Source organism: Rhodococcus sp. NBC_00294, from assembly GCF_036163995.1.
Taxonomy (GTDB): domain Bacteria; phylum Actinomycetota; class Actinomycetes; order Mycobacteriales; family Mycobacteriaceae; genus Rhodococcoides.
In genome coordinates this window covers 2,754,901-2,778,296 of record NZ_CP108043.1, presented here as the reverse complement: position 1 = coordinate 2,778,296, position 23,396 = coordinate 2,754,901, and the positions used below count along the sequence as shown (strand labels likewise).

Annotated in this window: 22 protein-coding genes; 7 read left to right on the top strand and 15 right to left on the bottom strand. The window is 69.1% G+C overall.

What is annotated here, in order from left to right; all coding sequences use genetic code 11:
• Window positions 1-26 precede the first annotated feature (26 nt).
• The 7 genes from OHB23_RS13035 to uraD are packed head-to-tail and all read right to left on the bottom strand — an operon-like array spanning window position 27 to window position 4,656.
• Complete coding sequence (locus OHB23_RS13035; protein WP_027505005.1) at window positions 27-311, bottom strand: acylphosphatase; 285 nt, start codon at window positions 309-311, stop codon at window positions 27-29.
• Complete coding sequence (locus OHB23_RS13030) at window positions 308-718, bottom strand: OsmC family protein (RefSeq protein ID WP_027505004.1); 411 nt, start codon at window positions 716-718, stop codon at window positions 308-310. Before OHB23_RS13030 ends, OHB23_RS13035 begins: the two co-directional genes overlap by 4 nt.
• Before the next feature lie 13 nt (window positions 719-731).
• Entirely contained in the window at window positions 732-1,496 is a 765-nt protein-coding gene (locus OHB23_RS13025) for an IclR family transcriptional regulator (protein WP_027505003.1), read from the bottom strand.
• A 36-nt stretch (window positions 1,497-1,532) separates the two neighbouring features.
• Window positions 1,533-2,906: a nucleobase:cation symporter-2 family protein gene (locus tag OHB23_RS13020; protein WP_328809675.1), complete on the bottom strand. Its 1,374-nt coding sequence runs from the start codon at window positions 2,904-2,906 to the stop codon at window positions 1,533-1,535.
• Between the two features lie 9 nt (window positions 2,907-2,915).
• Window positions 2,916-3,809 carry a factor-independent urate hydroxylase gene (pucL, locus tag OHB23_RS13015; RefSeq protein ID WP_328809674.1) on the bottom strand — a complete coding sequence of 298 codons (894 nt, stop codon included), beginning with the start codon at window positions 3,807-3,809 and terminating at the stop codon, window positions 2,916-2,918.
• 2 nt (window positions 3,810-3,811) lie between these two features.
• A complete protein-coding gene (gene uraH, locus OHB23_RS13010) occupies window positions 3,812-4,150 on the bottom strand; it encodes a hydroxyisourate hydrolase (RefSeq protein WP_027505001.1) in 339 nt (112 codons plus the stop codon).
• Entirely contained in the window at window positions 4,147-4,656 is a 510-nt protein-coding gene (gene uraD / locus OHB23_RS13005; protein ID WP_328809673.1) for a 2-oxo-4-hydroxy-4-carboxy-5-ureidoimidazoline decarboxylase, read from the bottom strand. The genes uraH and uraD overlap by 4 nt, the downstream gene beginning before the upstream one ends.
• Before the next feature lie 157 nt (window positions 4,657-4,813).
• On the opposite strand from uraD, the gene OHB23_RS13000 reads away from it, so the two are divergent.
• Genes OHB23_RS13000 through alc form a run of 6 tightly spaced genes read left to right on the top strand, consistent with a single transcriptional unit; the run spans window position 4,814 to window position 10,866 of the window.
• The gene (locus OHB23_RS13000) at window positions 4,814-5,221 is read left to right on the top strand and encodes an allophanate hydrolase-related protein (RefSeq protein WP_328809672.1); all 408 of its coding nucleotides are present in this window, start codon (window positions 4,814-4,816) and stop codon (window positions 5,219-5,221) included.
• Window positions 5,218-6,030 (top strand): hydroxypyruvate isomerase family protein, encoded by an 813-nt coding sequence (locus tag OHB23_RS12995; RefSeq protein WP_328809671.1) that lies wholly within the window; start codon window positions 5,218-5,220, stop codon window positions 6,028-6,030. Before OHB23_RS13000 ends, OHB23_RS12995 begins: the two co-directional genes overlap by 4 nt.
• 9 nt (window positions 6,031-6,039) lie before the next feature.
• Window positions 6,040-6,924 (top strand): 2-hydroxy-3-oxopropionate reductase, encoded by an 885-nt coding sequence (locus tag OHB23_RS12990; protein WP_328809670.1) that lies wholly within the window; start codon window positions 6,040-6,042, stop codon window positions 6,922-6,924.
• Entirely contained in the window at window positions 6,921-8,720 is a 1,800-nt protein-coding gene (gene gcl, locus OHB23_RS12985; protein ID WP_328809669.1) for a glyoxylate carboligase, read from the top strand. Before OHB23_RS12990 ends, gcl begins: the two co-directional genes overlap by 4 nt.
• Before the next feature lie 2 nt (window positions 8,721-8,722).
• Window positions 8,723-9,844 (top strand): glycerate kinase, encoded by a 1,122-nt coding sequence (locus OHB23_RS12980; protein ID WP_328809668.1) that lies wholly within the window; start codon window positions 8,723-8,725, stop codon window positions 9,842-9,844.
• Window positions 9,841-10,866 carry an allantoicase gene (gene alc / locus OHB23_RS12975; RefSeq protein WP_222637734.1) on the top strand — a complete coding sequence of 342 codons (1,026 nt, stop codon included), beginning with the start codon at window positions 9,841-9,843 and terminating at the stop codon, window positions 10,864-10,866. The genes OHB23_RS12980 and alc overlap by 4 nt, the downstream gene beginning before the upstream one ends.
• A gap of 37 nt (window positions 10,867-10,903) precedes the next feature.
• Here alc and OHB23_RS12970 read toward each other — a convergent pair whose 3' ends face one another.
• From OHB23_RS12970 to OHB23_RS12940, 7 genes are all read right to left on the bottom strand, one after another.
• Window positions 10,904-11,755 carry a type IV toxin-antitoxin system AbiEi family antitoxin domain-containing protein gene (locus OHB23_RS12970; protein ID WP_328809667.1) on the bottom strand — a complete coding sequence of 284 codons (852 nt, stop codon included), beginning with the start codon at window positions 11,753-11,755 and terminating at the stop codon, window positions 10,904-10,906.
• Between the two features lie 91 nt (window positions 11,756-11,846).
• Entirely contained in the window at window positions 11,847-12,920 is a 1,074-nt protein-coding gene (locus OHB23_RS12965; protein WP_328809666.1) for an XdhC family protein, read from the bottom strand.
• A complete protein-coding gene (locus OHB23_RS12960; protein ID WP_027504991.1) occupies window positions 12,920-14,362 on the bottom strand; it encodes an NCS2 family permease in 1,443 nt (480 codons plus the stop codon). The genes OHB23_RS12965 and OHB23_RS12960 overlap by 1 nt, the downstream gene beginning before the upstream one ends.
• Window positions 14,363-14,366: 4 nt before the next feature.
• On the bottom strand, window positions 14,367-16,703 hold the full coding sequence (locus OHB23_RS12955; protein ID WP_328809665.1) for a molybdopterin cofactor-binding domain-containing protein: 2,337 nt from the start codon (window positions 16,701-16,703) through the stop codon (window positions 14,367-14,369).
• Window positions 16,700-18,055 (bottom strand): 8-oxoguanine deaminase, encoded by a 1,356-nt coding sequence (locus OHB23_RS12950; RefSeq protein WP_328809664.1) that lies wholly within the window; start codon window positions 18,053-18,055, stop codon window positions 16,700-16,702. The genes OHB23_RS12955 and OHB23_RS12950 overlap by 4 nt, the downstream gene beginning before the upstream one ends.
• Window positions 18,052-18,525: a (2Fe-2S)-binding protein gene (locus tag OHB23_RS12945; protein WP_027504988.1), complete on the bottom strand. Its 474-nt coding sequence runs from the start codon at window positions 18,523-18,525 to the stop codon at window positions 18,052-18,054. The genes OHB23_RS12950 and OHB23_RS12945 overlap by 4 nt, the downstream gene beginning before the upstream one ends.
• A gap of 2 nt (window positions 18,526-18,527) precedes the next feature.
• Entirely contained in the window at window positions 18,528-19,394 is an 867-nt protein-coding gene (locus OHB23_RS12940; protein WP_328809663.1) for an FAD binding domain-containing protein, read from the bottom strand.
• Between the two features lie 94 nt (window positions 19,395-19,488).
• Here OHB23_RS12940 and OHB23_RS12935 point away from each other — a divergent pair, with 94 nt between their 5' ends.
• A complete protein-coding gene (locus OHB23_RS12935) occupies window positions 19,489-20,994 on the top strand; it encodes a PucR family transcriptional regulator (protein WP_261781972.1) in 1,506 nt (501 codons plus the stop codon).
• A 9-nt stretch (window positions 20,995-21,003) separates the two neighbouring features.
• Here OHB23_RS12935 and OHB23_RS12930 read toward each other — a convergent pair whose 3' ends face one another.
• Window positions 21,004-23,379, bottom strand: a complete 2,376-nt coding sequence (locus OHB23_RS12930) for a lysylphosphatidylglycerol synthase transmembrane domain-containing protein (protein WP_328809662.1) — start codon at window positions 23,377-23,379, stop codon at window positions 21,004-21,006.
• Window positions 23,380-23,396: the final 17 nt, after the last annotated feature.

Genomic DNA, 23,396 nt, shown 5'->3' with positions numbered 1-23,396 from the left:
GGTTCAGACTACCCAGCCCTGCTCTCTCAGCGTTCGACGAACCCGTCGAGTCCGCCGCGCGCGGATTCCCAGTTGTCCACCACGGTGGTCACCGAGCCCGGGGTGTCACCCGATCGCAGTGCGGCGAGCAGCGCCTCGAGATCCGCTCGATCTCCCTCGGCGACCACGTGCACCCGGCCGTCGGACGTGTTGGTCGCTGATCCGACGAGCCCGAGTTCCAACGCGCGCGACCGCGTCCACCAGCGGAAACCGACGCCCTGGACACTGCCGTGGACCCACGCGCTCAGCCGTTCGAGGTCGACTGCCGTCACTCCTCGACCTCGATACGGAGGTCCACCTCGGTGCCCGCCTTCAACGTGCGCCCCACCGTGCACACCTTGTCGACGGCCTTGGTGACGACGGTGAGCAACCGTTCCCTGGCCTCCGGATCGAGGGCGCTGAGGTCGACCGTCAGCACCTCCTCGAGCCGCGGGTAGCGCTCCTCGTCACGATCGGCGACGCCCGACACCCGGACGGTCGCGTCGTAGTCGTCACCGAGCCGGCGGGCGAGGGGACGGTCGGAGCTCATGCCCGTGCACGCCGCGAGAGCGATCTTGAGCAGCTCACCGGGAGTGAAGACACCCTCGACGTCCTCGGACCCGATGAGCACTTCGGCACCGCGCGAACTCTTGCCGGTGTAACGACGTGTCCCGGTGCGATCGACCCACAGTTCAGCCATGGATCGAGTCTAGTCAGCGGCGACCGAGACCGTCCGCGGCCAGGTCCTTCGCCAGTCGTTCGGCGGCCGAGACGAGCAGTGGCACATAGTCGTTCGCGGTGTCGGGGGTGACGCGGGCGGACGGGCCCGCGATCGAGATCGCGGTGAGTGTCGGGGCGCCGATCACCGGAACCGCGAAGCACCGCACCCCCACCTCCTGCTCCCCCTCGTCCACGGAGTACCCGCGCTCGCGGATCACGGCGAGATCTGCGAGGAGCGCCGCGGGTGTGGTGTGGGTGTTCACCGTCTTCGGCGCCATCCCCGTCCGGGCGAGCAGTGCGAGCACCTCCTCGTCGGGTAGCTGCGCGAGCAACGCCTTTCCCACCCCGGTGCTGTGCGGGAACACGCGCTGACCCACCTCGTTGAACATGCGCATCGCATGCTCGGACGGCACCTGCGCGACGTACACGGCCATGTCGTCCTCGAGGAACGCCATGTTGGACGTCTCGTGCGTGATCGACACGAGCTCCGCCAGATAGGGACGAGCCCACGAGCCGATGAGCTTGGCGGATCGCTCACCGAGGGCGATGAGCCGTGTCCCCAGGGCGTACCGGCGCGACGGGAGTCGGCGTGCGTATCCCAGCGCCACCAGGGTCTTGAGCAGACGGTGGATGGTCGGCATCGGCAGCTCGGCCGCCTCGGCCAGCTCGCTGACACCGACCGACCCGCCCGCACCGGCCATGATCTCGAGAAGGTCGAACGCGCGCTCGACCGACTGCACGCCGCCACTGGACTCCATGCCGCCGAGCCTATTCCACCAGGCGGAAGAAACGGCTCATTCCCTTCGCTCGACCACGATGGGTGGTGCCGCTGCGACCACCGACGGCGACGACCGTCGACCGGCAGTGATCTCGTTGAAGAAGATGTTGAGGATCACCGCGACGATGCTCGCCGCGCTGATTCCCGAGTCGAACACCACGTGCACCCACTCCGGGAACGCCGACCAGAATCCGGGCACGGCGATGGGAAGCACGCCGAATCCGATGGCCACGGCCACGATCACGAGATTCAGGTTGCCGTCGAAGTCGACCTTCGACAGGGTGCGAATGCCGCTCGCCGCCACCGAACCGAACAACACGATGCCGGCGCCGCCCAGCACGGGCAGTGGTACCGCGGCGACGAGACGTCCGAGGACGGGAAACAACCCCAGCACCAGCAGGACCGATCCACCGGCGGCCACCACGAACCTGCTCTTGATGCCCGTCACCGCCACGAGGCCGACGTTCTGTGCGAAGGCACTCGCGGGGAACGTCCCGAAGATCGGGGCAACGGTGGTGGCGAGCATGTCGGCCCGGAGACCGTCCCCGACGCGGCGGGAATCGACGTCGGTGCCGACGATCTCGCCCACCGCGAGGATGTCGGCCGTCGTCTCGGTCATGATCACCAGGATGACCACGACCATCGAGATGATCGCCCCGATCTGGAAGACGGGCGTCCCGAAGGCGAACGGCTCCGGGAGACTGAAGATCGCGCCCGTGCCCACGTCACCGAAGTCGGCCTCGCCGAGGAGCGACGCGACGATCGTGCCGACGACGATGCCGATCAGGATGGACAGGCGCGACACTGTGCCCTGCGCGAACCGGCTGACGACGAGGACGACGAGGAGACTGACACCGGCCAACCCGATGTTCGAGGTCGACCCCCAGTCCGGCGCGGACTCCGTCCCACCCATGGCCCACCGACAGGCCACGGGCAGCAACGAGATTCCGATGACCGTGATGATGGTGCCGGTGACCACCGGTGGGAAGAAGCGGACGATCCTGCTGAAGAACGGTGTGACGAGGATGCCGATGGCACCGGCGGCGATGATGGCGCCGAACACCGCGTTCAGCCCACCGGGCCCACTCGCGACGGCCACCATCGTGGACACGGAGGCGAACGAGATGCCCTGCACCAGAGGTAGCTTGGCGCCCACGAACGGCAACCCGAGTGTCTGGAGCAGAGTCGCCGCGCCGCTGACGAACAGGGCCGCCGACACCAGGATCGCGATGTCGGTACCGGACAGACCGGCGGCGCCGCCGACGATGAGCGGAGGCGCGATGACCCCGCCGTACATCGTCAGGATGTGTTGCAGGCCGTAGACGTACGTCTTGCCGAGACTCAGCCGCTCGTCCTCCGGGCGGGCGGGATCGTGCGCTGCGCGTGTCATCGCCGTCTCCTAGCAGAATCCGGGAACGGTGTCCCACGCCCGGCCGGCGTCGGGGGCGTCGTCACGTTCGACGGTGGCCTCGATGAGCCCGTAGGGCCGGTCCGCGGCGTAGAACACCTCGCCGGGGTTGTCGAGCCCGAACGGTTCCAGGTCGACGAGGAAGTGGTGTTTGTTGGGCATCGAGAATCTGATCTCGCCGATCTCGGGATGCGCCTCCAGAACGTTCGTCCCCATCTGGAACAGGCTCTGCTGCAACCCCAGTGAATGCACCGTCGCGAAGGTCTCGAGCATGATGGAGCGGACGTCGGTGAACGTCTTGTCGAAATCGAGCTCGGTGGTGAGGTACCGCCACCGTGCACTCACCGAGGTGGCGAGGATGCGATCCGTCGTCTCCTGCAGAGTGGTGTATCTGTCGGTGGGGAAGCCCCAGAACTCCGAGCCCGTCGACTTGAGCACCACCAGATCGCTGAGGCCCGAGACGATCCAGGTGTCGTCGCCGTCCACGGTCACGATGGTGGTGCGCTTCTCGTCGCCAGCACGGACGAAGGAATGATCGTGCCCTTCCGGTCCCGTCGGGATGCGGTCCCACGAGTACTGCTCTATCTCCCAGCGGCCGCCGGTGATCCAGTCGAAATCGGTGGTGAAGTGCCGCCCGAGACGCAGCGCGAACTCCTCGATGGCACCGATCCCGTGGCGTGCGAACGCGTACACGGTGTTCTTCTGTGTGTCGGTCGCGACGACATGACCGTTGTCGCCGTCGGTGTGCGCCGCGGACAGATCTCCTCGCAACTGCGACGTGACCGAGATGTCGGTGATGCGGTGGCGCGGGGTCTCCCTGTCGATGCGCACGAGGCGGCATTCGGCCTTGCCGTACTGGTTGGCTCCGAGAACGATCGTGCTCATGTCTAGCTCCCTCGATAGGTCGTGTACGCGAACGGGCTGAGAAGAATCGGTACGTGGTAGTGCTCGTCGGCGGAACGGATGTCGACGGCGATGTCGATCCGTGGGTAGAAGGTCGGACGGCCCCCGCGCGTGAAGTAGGACGCGGTGTCGAAGGTCAGCCGGTAGACGCCCGGTTCGAGGCGGGCGGGACCGAGATCGGTGATGCGCCCCTGCGCGTCCGTCACGCGCGAGGCCAGGGTCACGCCGTCGCGTTCACGCACCAGTACGACCGACACGCCCTGTGCGGGAACCCCATCGGCTGCATCGAGTACGTGCGTCGTGACGTGAGCGGGCTCGGTCACAGGACACCCGGTCCCAGGAGCCGCACAGCGGCGATCTGACGCAGAGCGTCCTCGATTTCGCGGAGTTCGGTCGACTCGTCGTGACCCAGCCGCCGATCGAGCTCGGCGAGCACGTCGGCGGCACTCCGGCCGGCCGCTCTGACGAGGAACACCCGACCGAATCGCGATTCGTACTCCTCGTTGCCGGCTGCGAGCCGAGCGCCGACCCGCGCATCGGAGCTGTCCACGCCGGACTGCTCCGAGCGTGCGAACGCGGCGCCGGCGTCGTCACCGACGGGCCGGTCCCCGATGCGCGGATGGTGCCGGAGCGCACCGTCGATCTCGGCGGGCGTGAACGGGGCGGCCACCGACATCACCGCGGTGTGCAGCGATCTCTCGTCCGCGAAGGGCGTCAGCGCGAGCAGCGCCCGGCCCCACCGGGGGATGTCGAGGCAGTGACGGAGGTGCTCTTCTCCGCCGTCATTCGCGGGGGTCTTGGATTCCGTATCGCGAAACAGCAATTCCATAAAACGAAGAGTGACAGCGGTCACACGCGCTGTCAACCCTCGATCCGCAGCGCCTCGCACGGCGCGGTCCAGGGGTTGACATCCCCACTGTGACCCGTGACACTCGACGCATCCGCGGAATATTTATTCCACAATACGGATTCTGGAGGTCCATTCGATGGCTCGACTCTTCTGCAACGGCGACGCTATGCGTGGTGGCGTTCTGCACCACAACGTCGCCGCCCACACCTTCCTCGGCACCGTGCGCACCACACCCGACTACCGCTTCTACTCGGTACGGGACGAGTTCCCGGCCCTGATGCTCGCCCCGGACGGCGGCGCCGCCATCGAGGGTGAGCTGTACGACGTCCCGATGAACGACATCCGCGCTCGGTTCCTGCCCGACGAGCCACCCGAGCTCGAACTGACGGTCGTGCAGCTCGAGAACGGTGATTCCGTTCTCGCCGTGGGTCTTCGGCCCGGCATACTGCTCGACGACCACACGGGCCTGACGGACATCACCGCCGCCGGCAGCTGGCGGCGGTACCGCGGGCTCACCGCCCCGTCGTCCGGCGACGTCTCGTGAGCGGCGGCGAGACGTGGACGTACGCGGTCAACTGCTCGATCCTGTTGACCGAGGTGCCCCTCCTCGAGCGCCCTCGGCTCGCTCGGGATCTCGGATTCGACGCCGTCGAGTTCTGGTGGCCCTTCGCCTCTCCCGTGCCCGCCGACCGCGAGGTGGACGCCTTCGTCACCGCGGTCGAGGATGCCGGGGTCCGACTGACCGGGCTGAACTTCGCCGCGGGCGACATGCCGGCCGGTGATCGGGGAATCCTGTCAGACACGGCACAGATCGCGGCGTTCCGCGACAACATCGACGTCACGGTCGGAATCGGTGAGCGACTCGGTACCCGAGCGTTCAACGCGCTCTACGGCAATCGGCTCGAGGGGGTCGATCCCGTCGAACAGGACCGCGTCGCCACCGACAACCTGGTGGCCGCCGGCACCGCCGTCGCCCGACTCGGTGGAGTCGTCCTGATCGAGCCGGTGAGCGGAGCTCCCGCCTACCCGCTGACGACGGCCGCGGACGCGGTCGCCGTGATCGATCGGGTCGCCGCCCGCGGCGTCGACTCGCTCCGACTGCTCGCCGACCTGTACCACCTCGACGTCAACGGTGACGACGTCGCCGCGGTCATCGACACCCGGGCCGCCCTGATCGGACACGTCCAAATTGCTGACTCGCCCGGTCGCGGTGCACCCGGCAGCGGCGCCCTCGATCTGGACGCGCACCTCGCGCGCCTCGCCGAGAACGGCTACCGCGGTGTCATCGGACTCGAATACAAGGCCGCTCGGGACACCGCCTTCGACTGGCTCACCCACTCGCACTCCACATAAGGATCCGCCATGAGCACCATCGCATTCATCGGACTCGGCATCATGGGCAGCCCCATGGCCGTCCACCTCGCACATGCCGGCCATCAGGTGGTCGGGTACAACCTCACACCCGACCGCACCGCACCACTGGTCGAGGCCGGCGGCACCGCGGCCGAATCGATCGCCAAGGCGGTGACCGGCGCGGACGTCATCGCGGTCATGGTGCCCGACTCCCCCGACGTCCAGGACGTCCTCACCGGCGAGGGCGGGGTGTTCGACAACGCACCTGCAGACGCCCTGATCATCGACTTCTCCAGCATCCGACCGGACGTCACCAGCGCGCTGGCGCAGGAGGCCCGGTCACGAGGGTTCCGCATCATCGACGCGCCTGTGTCCGGCGGTCAGGCCGGCGCCGAGAACCGAGCTCTGTCGATCATGGTCGGCGGCAGCGCCGAGGACGTCGAGTCGGCCAAACCCATTCTCGACGTGGTGGGCTCGACCGTCGTCCACGTCGGACCCAACGGCTCCGGGCAGACCGTCAAGGCCGCCAACCAATTGATCGTGGCCGGCAACATCCAGGTGCTCGCGGAGGCGATCGTCTTCCTCGAGGCCTACGGCGTCGACATGCGCGCCGCCGTCGAGGTTCTGGGGGGCGGCCTCGCCGGATCGGCAGTCCTGAAGCAGAAGGCACAGAAGATGCTCGACCGATCGTTCGAGCCCGGGTTCCGGATCGACCTGCACCACAAGGACCTCGGCATCGTCGGCTCCGCGGCACGCGAGGCGGGTGTCGTCACGCCGATGGGTGCCCTGCTCGCCCAACTGATGGCGTCGGCACGCGCGAACGGTGACGGCGGACTCGACCACTCGGCCCTGTTCCGCGGCGTCGAGCAGCTGTCCGGGAAGGCGAGCCGATGACCCGCATGCGCGCGGCCGACGCCGCGGTGAAGATTCTCGAACTCGAGGGTGCGACCACTGCGTTCGGTCTGCCCGGCGCTGCGATCAACCCCTTCTACTCGGCCATGCGGGCGCACGGCGGCATCCGGCACGTGCTGGCCCGCCACGTCGAGGGCGCGTCCCACATGGCGGAGGGGTTCACGCGGGCGAAGGCCGGAAACATCGGCATCTGCATCGGCACCTCCGGGCCCGCCGGCACCGACATGATCACCGGTCTCTACTCCGCGATGGCGGATTCCGTTCCCGTACTGGCCATCACGGGCCAGGCACCGGCGGCCCGACTGCACAAGGAAGACTTCCAGGCCGTCGACATCGCGTCGATCGCCGCACCGGTGACGAAGATGGCCATGACGGTCCTCGAGCCCGCGCAGGTGCCCGGCGCTTTCGCGCAAGCGTTCCACCTGATGCGGTCCGGGCGCCCGGGGCCCGTCCTGATCGACCTGCCCATCGATGTGCAGATGGCCGAGATCGAGTTCGACCCCGACACGTATCAGTCACTGCCGGTGCACAAGCCGCGTGCCTCGCGGGCACAGGCGGAGAGGGCGATCGACATGCTGCTCGCCGCCGAGCGACCGTTGATCGTCGCCGGCGGAGGCATCGTCAACGCCGACGCATCGGACCTCCTGGTCGAGTTGGCCGAGATCCTGAACGTCCCCGTGATCCCCACGCTGATGGGCTGGGGCACCATTCCCGACGATCATCGCCTCGCCGCGGGGATGGTCGGGCTCCAGACCTCGCACCGTTACGGCAACGCGACGCTGCTCGCCTCGGACTTCGTCATCGGCATCGGGAACCGGTGGGCCAACCGACACACCGGTGGCCTGGACACCTACCGCGGGACGCGGACGTTCGTCCACGTCGACATCGAGCCGACTCAGATCGGACGGGTGTTCGCCCCCGACTACGGCATCATCTCGGACGCTGCGGCAGCACTGGAACAGTTCGTGGCCGTCGCACGTGACCGCCGCGCGGCCGGTGCGCTCCGCGACCTCACGGGCTGGGTGGAGGAGTGCGCGACGCGGAAGCGGACCATGCAGCGTCGCACGCACTTCGACGACGTCCCGATCAAGCCGCAGCGCGTGTACGAGGAGATGAACCGCGTCTTCGGCCGGGACACCCGCTACGTCACGACGATTGGGCTGTCGCAGATCGCGGGCGGACAGTTCCTGCACGTGTACGAGCCGCGCAACTGGATCAACTGTGGCCAGGCCGGTCCACTGGGGTGGACGATCCCCGCCGCGCTCGGTGTGGTCGCGGCGGACCCGAGCACCCCCGTCGTGGGTCTCTCGGGCGACTACGACTTCCAGTTCATGATCGAGGAGTTGGCCGTCGGCGCGCAGTTCAACCTGCCCTACGTGCACGTGCTGGTGAACAATTCGTACCTCGGTCTGATCCGACAGGCCCAGCGTGCCTTCGACATGGACTTCTGTGTGCAGCTCGGTTTCGACAACATCAATCACCACGACCCGGTCGACGGTGAACCGGGCATCCCCAAGGGCTACGGCGTCGATCATGTCGCCGTCGCGGAGGGGCTGGGCTGCAAGGCGTTGCGCGTCACCGACCCGGATGCGATCGCGGACGCACTCGCCTCGGCCCGCACCCTGGCGGCCGAGCACAAGGTCCCCGTCGTCGTCGAGATCGTGTTGGAGCGCGTCACGAACATCGCGATGGGCACCGAGCTGGACAATGTCGGCGAGTTCGAGGATCTCGCGCGATCGTCCGCCGATGCACCCACGGCACTGCTGATGTTGGACTGAGGATGCCGCGCGTTCTCCTCTCGCCCGACAAGTTCAAGGGATCGGCGACGGCGATCGAGGTCGCCGATGCCCTGGCCGAGGGCATCGCGACCGCCGCACCGTCGTGGGACGTCGTGCGACTGCCGGTGGCGGACGGCGGCGACGGCACGGTCGACGCCGCCGTCGCCGCCGGGTGGGACCGCGTGCCCGTGTCCACGACCGGTCCGACGGGCACGCCTGTCGACTCCTCGTACGCGCGGCGGGGAGCCACCGCGGTCGTCGAACTCGCGTCGACGGTGGGACTGTCGCTACTGCCCGGCGGTGCCCCGAACGCGTTGGACACCAGTACTTTCGGACTCGGGACGGTCATCCGACACGCTCTCGGCGACGGCGCCCGGACCATCGTCATCGGGCTGGGCGGCAGCGCCTCCACCGACGGCGGCGCCGGCATGCTCCGCGGACTGGGTGTGCGTATCCTCGACGCCCGTGGCCGTGAGATCACCGGCGGCGGTGAGGCGTTGCGCGAGGCGGCGACGTTGGATCTCGACGCGATGACGTCCGCGGTGGCCGGTGTCTCCTTCCAACTCGCGTGCGACGTCGACAATCCACTGCTCGGCCCTGCGGGCGCCACCGCCGTGTACGCACCACAGAAGGGCGCCGGCCCGGACGCAGTGCGTGTCCTCGAGCAGGCGATGACGCGATGGGCGGAGGTCGCGGGCGCTGCCCACGCCGATCGGCCCGGTGCGGGCGCAGCCGGCGGAACTGCCTTCGGCGCGATGGCAGTGCTCGGAGCGACGGTGCGGTCCGGAATTGACACCGTGCTCGACCTGGTCGACTTCCGTCGCCGACTGGCGTCGGCGGACCTCGTGGTCACCGGTGAGGGATCGCTGGACGAGCAGAGCCTGCACGGCAAAGTCCCGGTCGGCGTCGCCCACGTCGCCCGCGACGAAGGCATCCCGGTGATCGCCGTCGCCGGCCGAATCACGCTCGCACCAGATCGCCTACTCGACCACGGCATCGTCCGCTCCTACTCGCTCGCCGATCTCGAACCCGATCTCGCCGCGTCGATGCGCCGCGCTCCGACGCTGCTCCGGCGGATCGGCGCGACCATCGCCACCTCGTACCTCACCGAAGGAGTTTCATGACCACCGCTGCGTTCACCGCCCATGTCGACCTCGCCTCCCGCGCCCTGGGAGGAAGCGTCAGCGCGGCGAACGACGAACTGTTCGCCCAGCGGGAGAACCTGATCCGGCCGGAACCCCCGTTCTTCGATCCCCACGACTTCGGGCACAAGGGCAAGGTCTACGACGGGTGGGAGACCCGTCGCCGCCGGGACGACGGACACGACTGGGCGATCGTTCGACTCGGTGCCGCCGGCATCGTGCACGGCGTCATCGTCGACACGGCACACTTCCTCGGCAACTACCCGCCGTTCGTGTCCGTCGACGGAGCCTGCGTCGAGGGCCACCCGTCGAGCGAGGAGCTGGAGAAGGCCGACTGGCACACCCTCGTCGAGAGATCGCCGGCACTCGGCGGAACCGCGAACGCCTACAGCGTCGACGATCATCACCGGTGGACACATGTGCGCCTCAACATCTTTCCCGACGGGGGCGTGGCCCGACTCCGGGTGCACGGCGAGGTGGTCCCGGACCCGAGGTTCCTGACGGGGACGGTCGACCTGCTCGCCGCGGAGAACGGCGCCGTCCTGACGGAGTGCTCCGACGCGTTCTACTCCTCGCCGGCCAACATCATCATGCCGGGCCGCGCCCGCAACATGGGTGAGGGCTGGGAGAACGCGCGACGACGACACGGAGGCAACGACTTCGCGGTGTTCGCACTGGCGGCCGCGGGTGTTCCCCGCCACCTCGAAGTGGACACGAGCTACTACGTCGGCAACGCGCCCGGGTGGGTCCGGATCACCACCGTGGACGCGCGCACCGCCGACGTCCACGACGAGGGCGCGTGGCACGAACTGCTACCGCGGACGGCCGTGGCTCCGGACACCCGGCACCGGTTCGCCCTGGATGCCTCGCCTGCCGCGACGCACCTGCGTCTGGACGTCTACCCGGACGGCGGACTGTCGCGGCTGCGGCTGTTCGGTGAGCTCGACGACGCCTCGGCCACCGCGGCCCGGGAACGCTGGTCGTCCTCACGTCCCACCGAGTAGCGCTGGCTTGTGTGCAGTGATCCGCGGATACCGCGGATCACTGCACACGATCGACGAGCGCGCGGATCTCCGCGATCACGTCGCCGGGACGCTCGGTCAGGTCGCGCCAGGTGTAGCGCAGCACCGTCCACGACGCGCTCAGCACGTTCTGCCGGATACGGTCACGCTGGAAGGCCGCGGTGTCGGAGTGGAATGCCCACCCGTCGATCTCGATCGCCAAGCGCTGCAACGGGAACGCGATGTCGAGCACGTACCCGCCGAACGGATGGTTCACCACCCACCCGCGGAGCCCGGATACGGTGAGCAGGCGAACAACGAGTCGCTCCGCCTCCGATCGAGCGCCGGACTCGGCCGCCCGCAACAACCGCTCTGCTTTCGTGCTGCCGTGTCGTCCGCGATTGCGGTCCTGCGCCCGCCGTAGGCCCAGAAGAGTCGCGTGCCGCTGCAGCTGCCGGTCCATGACCTCCTGGCCGAGAACGACGGATGCCTCGAGCACCGTCAGCGCCAGACCGGAGACGCGGACACGGCGGACCTCGACGATGTCTGCCGCATCGAGAGTGCGGCGGCGCAACCGAACCCCCGGCGCGGGGCGTCCCGACGCGGTGAGCGGAACGGTGACCTCGACCAGCGGCGGGAGATGCGTCGTCAGGCCCAACCAGAACGCGGCGCTCGTCCCGGTGAGCACTCCGCTGGTGGTCGACCACACTGCGCACCGCACCCGCGCTGTGTCGGTGAACGGTCGGTCGAGGGCGACGTACACGCCGGGACTCACCCGTCGCCACCGTCCCGAGCGGACTCGTCGTTCGAGAGCGTCCGAGCTCAGGCCGGCAGCTCGAGCGTGTGCGGACGTGACCACGCCGTCCTGAGCCGCGAGCAGTCTGTCGATCACGAGTGGTTCGACGCGCAGGGCGGCACGGTCGTTCCCGGTCCGCCTGTGTGCAGTGATCCGCGCCCACCGCGGATCACTGCACACAACTCGGCTACGCCTGACGACGGTCGGGCACGGTCGCGTGGTGGATCGGGCCGTCCCCGAGTGTCAGGGACATGCCGCTGCCTCCGCGCCGCGCTGCCACGAACTCCGCCGCGATGGCCACCGCGGTCTCCTCGGGCGTACTCGCACCCAGGTCTAGGCCGACGGGCGAGCGCAGCCGAGACAGCTCGGTCTCGGTCATCCCCACCTCGCGCAGCCGTGCCAGCCGGTCACGGTGGGTCCGCCTCGATCCCATCGCCCCGATGAACGCCACCGGCAACCTGAGCGCGACCTCGAGCAGCGGCACGTCGAACTTCGCGTCGTGGGTCAGGACGCATACCACCGTGCGCGCGTCGACGTCCGTGCGCGCGAGATAGGAGTGCGGCCATTCGGCGATCACCTCGTCGGCGTCCGGAAACCGTGCCCGTGTGGCGAACACCGGGCGCGCGTCGCACACCGTCACGCGGTAGCCGAGGAAGGTACCGAGCCGGGCGAGGGCGCCGGCATGGTCGATCGCCCCGAACACGAGCAGCCGCGGCGGTGGGGCGTACGACACGACAAACATCTCCACTCCGGGCCGGCATCGGACGGAACGGATTCCGGTGCTGCCGGCGTCCAGCATCGCGCGGGCCTCGTCGACAGCGATCCGGTCGACGTCGGCGAAGCCGGTCGATCCGAGGTGCCGGTCCGGCCTCACGGCCAGGACCGTGCCGACGGAGTCGAGGAGCTGAACGGTGGCGACGGCGCCGTCGAACGACCGCAGGACCGCGGGGTCGGGCGCCGGCGAGACGAACACCTCGATCTCGCCCCCGCAGGTGAGACCGACGGCGAACGCGTCGTCGTCGCTGTAGCCGAAACTCCGGCGGACCGCGACGCCGGTCTCCAGGACCTCCTCGCAGAGCGCATAGACGGCACCCTCGACGCAGCCGCCCGACACGCTCCCCACCACCTGTCCGTCGGAGGCGACGGCCATCGCGGCACCGGGTGACCGGGGCGCGCTGCCCGAGACGGCGACGACGGTCGCGACGGCGCAGGACAGCCCCGCGTCGCGCCAGGCCATCAGCCGGTCCGCGATGTCCCGCATCAGGAGATGCCCAGCGCTTCCTCGATGGGGTGCAGTGCGAAGTACACGACGAACACCGCGCTCATGACGTACAGCAGCCAGTGCGTCTGCCGCACCTTTCCCTTGGCGAGGCGAATGATCGTGTAGGACAACACCCCTGCCGCCACACCAACCGTGATCGAGTACGTGAAAGGCATGAGCACGATGGTCAGGAAGGCAGGGATCGCGATCTCGGTGTCCTCCCAGTCGATCTTGCGGACGTGAGTCATCATCAACGCGCCGACGAGGACCAGCGCGGGAGCTGCCGCGCCGACCGGGACGACGCCGGCGAGTGGTGTGAAGAAGATGAGGCTGGTGAGCAGCCCACCGGTGACCACGCTGGCCAGTCCCGTGCGAGCACCCTCCGCGACTCCGGCGGCCGATTCGACCACCGCGGTGTTCGCGGACCCGTTGATCGCGCCGCCGAGGATGGCACCGATGCCGTCGACGGTGAGGATGCGGCTCAGTCCGGGCAGCCGCCCCTGTTTGTCGACGAGCCCGGCCTCCTCCCCCACTCCGAGGATGGTTCCCATGGCGTCGAAGAAGCCTGAGAGCACCAGCGTGAACAGCACGACCGAGGCGGTGACGACGCCGGCGCGGGCGAAGCCGCCGAACACGTCCACCTCGAACAGCAGGTCGAATCGCGGTGTGGCGACGATGGAATCGGGTACCGAGGGCACCACGGGACCCCATGCGCGTGGGTCGATGTCGACCACGGAGTTCAGCACGATGGCGAGGTTGGTGGCGACGAAGATGCCGATGAGCATCGCACCGGGGACGCGCCGGACGAACAGCACCATCATGACCACGAGGCCGACGCAGAACACGAGGACCGGCCAGCCTGCGAGCTTGCCGAAGATTCCGAGTGTGACTGCGGTGGAGGCGTTGTCGCCGTAGCCGACGAACCCGGCGTCGACGAGACCGATGAGAGCGATGAACGCTCCGATGCCCACTCCGATGGCCTGCTTCAGCACGCGCGGGATCGCGTCCATGATGAGTTGGCGGACACCGGTCAGCGCGAGGACGACGATGATGACACCTTCGAGGACGACGAGACCCATCGCCTGGGGCCAGGTCATGAACGGCGCGGCCTGGAACACCACGATCGGCGTCACTCCCAGCCCTGCCGCCATGGCGAGCGGCGCATTGCCCACCACGCCCATCAGCACGGTCGTCAGCCCCGCCGACAGCGCGACCATGGTGCTCAACTGTGCCGGATCGAGGGTCGCACCGGTGACGTCCTGCGCGTCGCCGATGATGAGCGGGATCAGCACGATCAGGTAGGCCATCGCGACGAACGTCGTGATGCCACCGCGGATCTCACGGGTGATCGTGGAGCCGCGCATCGTGATGGAGAAGAAGGTGTCGAGTCGGGAGCGGCGTCCGCCGCTGCCCACCGTCGTCGCGGGATCGAGTTTCGTCATGAGGTCAGGGCCTTCCCGGGTCCGTGATGTGTTCGGGTCGTATCGGTACTCGTGTGAGGGCGAGACCGGTGGCGTCGCGAACGGCAGCGACGACTGCGGGGGTGGAGGACAGGGTCGGAGGCTCGCCGGCGCCGCGAAGGCCGTACGGCGCCAGCGGGTCCGGGTTCTCCAGGATGTCGAGCTTCATCGGCGGCATGTCGAGGATGGTGGGGATGAGGTAGTCGGTGAACGACGGGTTCTTCACCAGCCCGTCCACGACGACGATCTCCTCCATCAGGGCCAGGCCCAGTCCCTGAGCCGATCCGCCGTGGATCTGCCCCTCGAGGGAGAGCCGGTTGAGGATCTTGCCGACGTCCTGGACGGCGGCCATCTCGACGACCTTCACCAGACCGAGCTCGACGTCGACGTCGACCACCGCGCGGTGCACGCACAGCGCGAGCTGGGTGTGGCTCGCGCCCTGCCCGGTCACGGGATCCATGCCGGTGGTGGGACGGTGGTGGAACTCGCGGGTCTGCTCGACCACCCGGTCGCCGAGAACGTCCTCGATCGTGGCCAGGACGCCGTCGGTGCGGGAGACGACCTTGCCGCCGTCGAGAGTCAGGTCCGTCGCGGCGCGACCGAGATGCAGTCCGGCGAGGACGAACACGGCCTCCCGGACCGCCTCGCACGCGGCCTTCACCGCACCGCCGGTCATGTAGGACTGGCGGGACGCGGACGACGACCCGGAGTTCCCGACGGTGGTGTCGGCAGGATGGATCGTCACGCGCGACACCCCCAGCTCGGTGCGGGCGATCTGCGCCTCGAGTGTCACCAGGCCCTGTCCCACCTCGGCGGCGGCCGTGTGCACCAGAGCGGTGACCTCGCCGCCGATGACCTCGAGTCGGACCCGCGCCGTCGAGTAGTCGTCGTAGTTCTCGGAGAAGCAGATGTTCTTGAGTCCCACTCCATAGCCGACTCCCCGCACGACGCCCTCACCGTGCGTGGTCTGCGACGCGCCTCCGGGAAGGTTGCGGATGTCGGAGGTGTCCAGTGGCGCGGGCATGGGCATCGCCTCGGCCCGGAGGAGCATCTCGGCGAGGGGCGCGGGAGCCTCGATCACCTGACCGGTGGCGAGGAGCGAACCCTGTGCGACGGCGTTGACGCGGCGGACCTCGACCGGGCTCAGACCGCACGCCTCGGCGAGCTGGTCCATCATCGACTCGTACGCGAAACATGCCTGTACGGCGCCGAATCCGCGCATCGCGCCGCACGGCGGGTTGTTCGTGTAGACGCCGTACGCGTCGATCTCGATGTTCGGGATCACGTATGGTCCCACGCCCAGCGACGCAGCGTTGCCGACGACGTTCAGCGTGGCCGACGTGTAGGCGCCGCCGTCGAGGATGATCTCGACGTCCGCGAACAACAGCCGGCCGTCGCTCGTGGCGCCGTACTCGTAGTGCATCTGCGCCGGGTGCCGGTGCACATGCCCGAAGAACGACTCGTAGCGGTTGTAGACCATCCGGACCGGCTTGCCCGTGTACATCGCGAGCATGGCCGCGTGGATCTGCATGGACAGGTCCTCGCGCCCGCCGAACGCTCCCCCGACGCCGGAGAGCGTCATCCTGATCTTCTCCTTCGGCAGTCCGAGGCACGGCCCGATCTGTTCGAGGTCGTTGTGCATCCATTGCGTCGCGACGTACAGGTCCACCCCGCCGTCGTCGCCGGGAACCGCGAGACCCGATTCGGGTCCGAGGAAGGCCTGGTCTTGGATGCCGACCGAGAAGTCGCTGCTGACGATCACGTCGGCCCGCGCACGCGCAGCGGCCACGTCGCCGACGCGCACCGGTTGGTGGCGTGCGATTCCGCCGCGCTCCTGCACCTTCGGGTAGGTCGGATCCAGTGCGGCACGGCGGGCGTCGCACAGTGGCTCGAGCACCTCGTAGACCACCTCGATCCGTTCCATCGCCCGGCGCGCGGTCTCGGGGTGATCCGCCGCGACGAGGACGATGGGCTCGCCTTCGTGACGCACCTCGCCGAAGGCGAGGACAGGCTGGTCCCAGGTGCCGTCGAGGCCGAAACACGGGCGTCCCGGCACGTCCTCGTGGGTGAGCACGGCCTCCACGCCGGGGAGGGCGAGCGCCGCCGAGATGTCCACGGACACGATGCGCGCGCGGGGATGCGGACTCCGCAGGGTGGCGCCGTGCAGCATGCCGTCGATGAACAGATCGGACGAGTACGCGAACTCTCCCTTGACCTTCAGGGTCCCGTCGGGGCGGAGCGGACTGTCTCCCACGCGTCCGAGGCCCGGTGCGTCCACGGGTCCGGGGAAGGCGCCGGGGCGCGTCCGTCCGGGGGCGCTCACAGGACGTCCTTCGCGAGAGCCATGAGACGACGGTGTGCGTTCGCTCCGGCCGCCGCCGCCTCGTCCTGCGACACGCTGATCAGCGTGTCGTCCTCCACGATCGTCCGACCGCCGACCATGAGGTGGCCCAGTGGCGGCGTCTGCCCGTACGCGAGCGCGACGACGGGATCGTCTATCGCGGCGAAGAAGCCGTCGGTACGCCAGATCGCGAGGTCGGCGAGCTTGCCCACCTCGAGTGACCCGATCTCGTCCTGCCGGCCGAGGACCGTGGCGCCACCGAGTGTCGCGGCCTCGAGAGCCTGGCGGGCACTCAGCGCGGTCGGCCCGTAGCGTGCCCGCTGCATGTACACGGCCTGACGGATCTCGCCGGCGAGCGAGACCATCTCGGCGGACGCCGATCCGTCCACGCCGAGACCGACCGGCGCGCCGGCGTGCAGCAGATCGGCGACACGGGCGATTCCCGCGCCGAGTCGCGCGTTCGAACTGGGGCAGTGCGCGACGCCGGTACCCGTTGCCGCGAGCGAGGTGATGTCGGAATCGTGGAGGTGGACGGCGTGGGCGAACCACACGTCGTCGCCCAGCCACCCCACCTGTTCCATGTACTGCACGGGCGTGCAGCCCATCTGGGTGAGGCAGTGCTCCTCCTCGTCCACCGTCTCTGACAGATGTGTGTGCAGCCGAACACTTTTCGCTCGGGCGAGGCTTGCCGATTCCACGAGCAGGTCCTTGCTGATCGAGAACGGGGAGCACGGCGCCACGGCAATGCGCAGCATCGACCCGAACGACGCGTCGTGGTACGTGTCGATCGCATCCGCGGTGGCGGTCAGGATGTCGTCGAGCTTCTCCACCACCTCGTCGGGCGGGAGCCCGCCGTCCGACACGCCCCGGTCCATCGACCCGCGGCAGGGGTGGAAACGCACTCCGATCCGCGCCGCCGCGTCGATCTCGGCGGCGAACAGATCGCCCCGTCCCTTCGGGAAAATGTAGTGGTGATCGGTGCTGGTGGTGCACCCGGACTTCGCGAGCCAGCCGAGCCCCGCCAGCGCGGCCCCGCCGACCACCTCGGCGTCCATCTTCGCCCAGGGCCGGTAGAGGGTCACGAGCCACTCGAAGAGGGTGCTGTCCTTCGCCAGTCCCTGCGACGCCCACTGGTACAGGTGGTGATGGGCATTGACCAGACCGGGCGTGACCAGTCCGCCACGCGCGTCGATGATCTCGGCGCCGGGATCGATCGGCGCGGGACCCGCGCCGATCGCGGTCACGAGCGGCCCGTCGACGACGATGTACCCGTGCGGGATCTCGGCACCGACCACGGGTGCGATGTAGGCGTTGGTGACGATGCGAACACTCATCGGGAATCGGCCCTTCGTGAGGCGGCGAGTCGGACGGCGTCGAGAATCTTCTCGTAACCGGTGCAGCGGCAGAGGTTTCCGGCGAGGGCCTCGCGGATCTCCGCATCGGACGGATCGGGCACCCGCTCGACGAGGTCGTGCGCCTGGACCACCAGCCCGGGTGTGCAGAAGCCGCACTGGACGGCGCCGCACTCCACGAAGGCCTTCTGGATCGGGCCCAGCGCCTCCCCGTCGGAGAGTCCCTCCACGGTGCGCACGCGTCGACCTTCGACCTGGCCGGCCGCCACCAGGCACGAGCACACCGGCACGTCGTCGAGATAGACGGTGCAGGAACCGCACTCCCCCTGCTCGCACGCGTTCTTCGATCCGGGCAGGCCCATGCGCTCGCGCAACACGTAGAGAAGACTCTCGCCCTCCCACACGTCGTCCGCGCTCTGGTCGGTGCCGTTCACCGTGCAGTTCACTCTCATGCTCACGCCGCCTCTCCGTTGTTCCTGTGGTCGCGCCACGACCAGGCGAGAGTGCGTCTCGCCATGACCGCCAGCGCATGTCGCCGATAGTCGGCCGTGCCGCGTACGTCGTCGATCGGGCTCGCCGCCTCACGGACCAGGTCGCCGAACCGGCGGGCGACGGCGTCGTCGAGCGGGCCGTTCCAGTCGAGTTCGGCAGCGAGGAACTCCTCGGCGGCGGTGGCCCGCCGCGGCGTCGGGGCGGCCGAACCGATGCCCGTCCCGACACGTCGCTCGGCCGGGAACAGGGCGAGCGAGAACGAACACACCGCGATGACCATGGCGTTGCGCGTGCCGACCTTCGAGAAGTACTGCGGCCCGGTGGCCGGCGGCACGTGGAACGCGCGGATCAGCTCGTCCGGTTCCAGGCAGTGACGCTTGACGCCGACGTAGAACTCCTCGGCCGGAATCATGCGTGTGCCCCGAGCGGCCGACTCGGCCTCGACGATCGCGCCGCAGGCGAGCAGCGGCGCGTGCAGATCGCCGGCGGGCGATGCGCCCCCGAGATTGCCGCCGACCGTCCCCCTGTTGCGGATCTGGGGCGAACCGACCGTGCGCGCAGCTTGCGCGATTCCCGGCAGCCGATCGCCCAGTTCGGCGATGATCCGCACGTACGGCATGCCGGCACCGACGCGGAGCGACCCGTCTGGATTTTCCTCCCAGGTGGTGAGCTCCGTGATCGGGTTCAGGTCGAGCAGCGCCGTCGGTCTGTGCAGATCGAAGTTCATCTCGACCATGACGTCGGTACCCCCCTGCACGGGGACGACATCGGGTCGATCGGCTGCGACGGCGAGTGCGTCCGCCCAGGTCTGAGGCCGAAGAAAGTCCATGGGAGAAGTACACCCGCCCGCCGTCCGGCGGACGAGACGCAGGAACGACAGACTATGACCCGCATCACACGCGATTCACTGTAGGTTCCTCCGAATGAAGGTGCACGACCTACTCGACATGCCCCATCTCGGACTCGACCCCCTCGTGTCCGACGACGGACGAGATACGGTCATCCGATGGGTCGTGACGACCGACATGCTCGATCCCGGTCGCTATCTCGAGGGCGGAGAACTGGTCCTCACCGGACTGATGTGGCACACGAGACCCGAGGATTCGGACGTCTTCGTCCGTGCGATCACCGGTGCCGGCGTCGCCGCACTGGCGGCCTCGTACGACGGCGTGGTGCCCGCCGATCTCGTCGAGTCGTGCCGCCGACACGGGCTGCCCCTGTTCCGGGTGTCCGCCGCCGTGGCCTTCGCGACGATCACGGAGAGCGTGGTGCGCTCGCTCTCGCGCGAGCGCGCGACCGATCTCCGGTCGGTCCTCGACCGGCACCGCCGCCTGGTGTCGGGCGCCGGCGCCGGGGACGGCATCGGGCCACTTCTCGACCTGGTGTCCGAGGATCTCGGACTGGAGTGCTGGGTGCTCACCCCCGGCGGGCGCGTCGTGGCCTCGTCCCATCCGCTTCCCGACGAGATCCGTCCCGACGATCTGGCGCACGACTTCCTCACGGCACGAACACTTCCCGTGGTGTCCCACGGCCTGTCCCTCCTCGCCGTCGACGGTGACCGGACGTCGCGCGTCGCCGACGCGATGGTGGCCTTCCGCAGCGACTGGCGCAGTTGGACTCCCGAGCGGCTCGCCCTCGCCGAGGACGTGGCGTCGATCGTCGCGCTCGAACGTGAGCGCACCGACGACCGCCTCGGGTCGTCCGGACGCTCGGCGCACCAGCTGATCCGCGTGATCACCGCGGGCGGATCGGTCGCGGACACCCTCGCCCAGATGACGGTGGTCGGCCTCGACACCGACGCTCGGTACGCGGTGGTCGCCGCGGCCGTCGCGAGTGGCCCCCTCCGCCCCGGCGAACTCCGGGTGGTCCTGCGCGAGTTGCTCCCGAGCGGCGGCGCGATCGGTGTGACGGACGGTGAGGTGGTCGCGATCGTTCCCACCGACGACGACCTGACGCCGCGAGTGCGGTCGGGGATGGATCGCCTCGGTCCCGGACTTGCCGGCAGCGACGTCTCGCTCGGCGTCAGCGGCGCGGTGACGGCGGGCGAACTCCGCGGCGCCGTCGACGAAGCCAGGTATGCCCGCCGGCTCGCGGCCGGCCGCAGCGACGGGGTCCGCATCGTGGGGCACGACGAACTGGCGGACCTGGTGCTGCTCCTGGCGAGCGTGCCGGACGAGATGAGACGGCTGTTCCGCTCGCGTCTGCTGGATCCGGTCGTGGAGTACGACGACCGCCATCAGAGCGATCTCGTCCCGACTCTGCGAGCCTTCCTCGACTGCAACGGATCGTGGACGGCGTGCTCGACCCGGCTGCACCTGCACGTCAACTCGGTGCGCTACCGCATCCAGCGCATCGAGGAACTCACCGGTCGGGATCTCTCCGGACTCGAGGACCGCGTGAACTTCTATCTGGCACTGCGGATGTCGTGACGGCCGGGATCAGATCATGTCCTTGCGCGCCAACCACCGCATGATCGGCCAGCCGAGGAACACCGGGATCCAGCACGTGAGCACGCGATAGAGCAGAACGGACGGCACCGCGATGGTGGCGGGCAACCCGAACGCCGCCAGACCGCCGATGAGAGCGGCTTCCACGGCGCCGATGCCACCCGGCGTCGGGGCTGCGGAGGCGAGCGTCCCACCGATCATCGTGACGATGGTGACCGTGATGAAGGTGGTGCCCCCGCCGAACGCCTCGATGCTCACCCACAGCGCGAAGGCAGCACCGAGAGTGGTTGCAGCGCAGCCCAGCACGATGACGGTGAAGCGTGCCGGATGCCGCACGAGCTCCGAGAGGTCCGAGTAGACCTCCGCGAGCTGAGGCCGCACCGCGGTGCGCAGGAAGCGCCGCAGGGTGGGCACGAACAGGAAGGCGCCGAGGGCGCCGAACGCGACACCGGCGATGAGGTACAGGATCGTGGCGCTCGGGACGAAGCGGGACAGGTCGGCGGACTGGCCCGCCGCGACGCTGAACACCACGAGCAGCGTCACGTGTGAGATCACCTGCACCAGTTGCTGCAGGGCCACCGCGGCGGTCGAGCGCGTGAGCGTCAACCCGCCCTTCTGCAGGAAGCGGACGCTCAGCGCCAGTCCGCCGACACCCGCCGGAGTCGTCGTCGCCGCGAACGTGTTGGCCACCTGCATGATCGTCGTGTTCAGGAAACCCACGGCGCCCGAGGCGCACGCCCACAGCGCCGCGGCCGCTCCGAAATAGGTCGCGGCGGAGATCGCGAGACCGACCAGTGCCCACCACCAGTCGATCGAGGCCAGCTCGGAGGCGAAGGTCGGGACCTGACTGATGAACGGATACGCGACGTAGACCAGCGCGATGAGCAGGACCAACTGCACGACCTGATTGCGCGAGAACCGCGTCACCTGCTCGGTGGCGATCGCCGAGGTCCCGGTCCGGGCCAGCACCGTGTCGCGCGTCGCCGTGAGCACCCCCTTGGCGTCGTGCACCGCCCGGCGCACGCGGGTCGGGATGGCGGACGGCGTGAGCCGGCGTGAGGCGGTGAGAACGTCCGCCGGGCCGAGCCTGTCGATCGCGGCGTCGACGGCGACGTCGGGCCCGTACAGCGATGCGGTGGTCAGCATCAGCTGCGCGGCGTCCGAGTGCAACTGGGCCTGCGACGCGCCGAGTTCCGCGGTGTCGAAGCCACCGAGCAATGCGGTGCCGTCCTCGTCGATCCGGATGTCGTCGACCCGGAGGTCTCCGTGCGAGATCTGCCGGGAGCGCAGCACTCCCAGAGTCCGCCACAGTGCGTGCGCATCCTCCGGACGCTCGGGGTCCACGCGCCGACCGCGGGGAACGCTGTGGGCGTACAGGACCCAGCCACGCTCGAGGGCCGACACCGCCGTCGGGACACAGGCCGCCACGCCCAGGTCGTTCAGCGCGATGCCCATCAACGCGCGGTGCTCCACCGCGCGGCGCTGTGAGGCGTGCAGGGGCGGGCTCTCCGACGACCGCAGAGTCACCAGTCGGCGCAGCAGACGCAGGGCGCCGCGGCTGCGCTGATTGGGACCGAACAGCTCGACGACGACGTCGTGGCCCACCGGCCCGATCCGTCCCGAGAGCACCAGGGGACCCGAACCCGCCGGGCGCAGAACGACGAACCCGGCGATGTCGACTCCCCGGCGCTTCAGGGCACGGACGGCCTCGGCGAGCGGCACCTCGAGTGCCGGGGTGCCCACCACCCAGATCACGAGCGATCCGGCGAGCCACCCCACGGCGAGACCGAGCAGCGAGCGCGCGGGGACGACGGTGCTGATGAGCAGATGGATCGGGACGAAAGCCAGCAGCAGCACCCACCACGTCCGCTTCCAGCGGATCGGCAGCCCCGGGCCGGAGACGGTGAGCACGGCCGCGACGATGGCGATCCAGCGCGGATCGTCGAGGATCTGCGAGAGCAGGGTGTCCAGGCGCGTCGATTCGTCGATGTGCCACTTCGGCGCGGAGATCCCGCTGCCACTGACCGACAACGCCAGTGCGGCCACCACGGCCGCAGCGACGTAACCCGCGAGCAGCCGCCAGCGGCGTGCCGCCACCAGTCCGGCGAGCACGGTGAACGGGAGAGCCAGAATGGCGACGCCGTACACGAGATAGACGGCATTGGACTGGCTCGGGGTGAGCACGCCGACGATGTCGGAGATCGAGCGCTCCAGCGCTGTCCACTCGTTGCGGGTCACCAACGAACCGACGACGATCGCCCCCAGGACGATCGCCGCGGTCACGACCCGCAGGATGTCGCTCGTTCGCCGGGTCAACGGTTGCAGGACGCTCCCGGTGACCGGGATGTCTCTTCCGTCGACCAGCACACCGGCCAACCTATCGG